The sequence below is a fragment of the Streptomyces misionensis genome (assembly GCF_007896895.1).
GTDB classification, from domain to species: Bacteria; Actinomycetota; Actinomycetes; order Streptomycetales; family Streptomycetaceae; genus Streptomyces; species Streptomyces misionensis_A.
This window is the reverse complement of sequence record NZ_VOGW01000137.1, coordinates 60,055-61,044: the sequence shown is the minus strand read 5'-3', so window position 1 is coordinate 61,044 and position 990 is coordinate 60,055. Positions and strand designations below refer to the sequence as shown.

Genomic DNA, 990 nt, shown 5'->3' with positions numbered 1-990 from the left:
GACTGGGGTGCCGGGCCGGCGGGTGCCTCCGGGGTCGCCCGCGGCGTCTCGCCGGCGTCCGGGGCCTCGTCGGCCGGCGCGGCCGGCCCCGTGGGCGCCGCCTGCTCCGAAGCCGCCCCCGGCGTGCCCGCCGACGGCGTCGTGGCCGGGGGACCCCACGGGGCGGCCGTGCCGGCGGGGCGGATCCGGTCCGTCCAGGCCGCGCCGTCCCACCAGCGCTCGGTGGGCGGACCGTCCTTCGTCTGCCCGGGGTCGGGGTACCACCCGGGAGGAGTCACCTGCGTCATGCCCCCACCGTATGAGGCAACGGTGAAAGTGGGATGAGAGGATCTGCTGTCAATCCGATCCACCCGGGAGATTTCGCCCCCGAATTTCTTCGGCCGGCCGCCCTGCCCGGCTCCCCGCACCGGCGCGCCCGTCGGGGCGGCGGCGACCGGAACCCGTCCCGCCCCGGTGTCACCGACCCCGGCACGCTCGGCCGCCGGGCGCCCTGGCGGCAGCGCCGCGGCCGGCGCCACCCCGTCCGACCACCGCGCCCGCCCCGGCCGGCGCGAGCGCCTTCGGCACCGGCGAAGCGGTGGGACTGCGCAGGAGACCGAGCACCGGCGGCGCCGTCCCGAGAACCGGCACGGCCCCCGTGAGCAGCACCGGCCGCCGTCCCACCCGGTCGCCGAGCACCCCGGCCGGCAGGATCGCCGCGGCGAAACCGGCATTGGCCACCGCCGTGGCGAGCGGGGCCTGCGACAGGCCCGTGTGCGGCGAGGTCTGGAGGTACGACGGGAGGACGACCAGGAAGGTGTACCCGCCGGCCCGCCGGCCCGCCGGCCCGCGCCGCCGCTGGAGCGCGCCCCGACCGAGCCGGACCCAGGTGACTTGACCCGCTCCAGGGACTCCGGCGTCTCCGCGAGCCCCGCCCGCGGCCACAGCGCAACCAGGCCCAGAGGCACGGCCGCGAGGAACGGCAGGCGCCGCCCCCACGCGGACGCCCGG

At 79.5% G+C, this 990-nt stretch carries 1 protein-coding gene; it reads right to left on the bottom strand.

The genetic code is table 11. From position 1 onward, the window contains the following. On the bottom strand, positions 1-287 hold a 287-nt coding region (locus FRZ03_RS24485), incomplete at its 3' end, for a DUF2510 domain-containing protein (protein ID WP_146467303.1). Positions 288-990 lie beyond the last annotated feature (703 nt).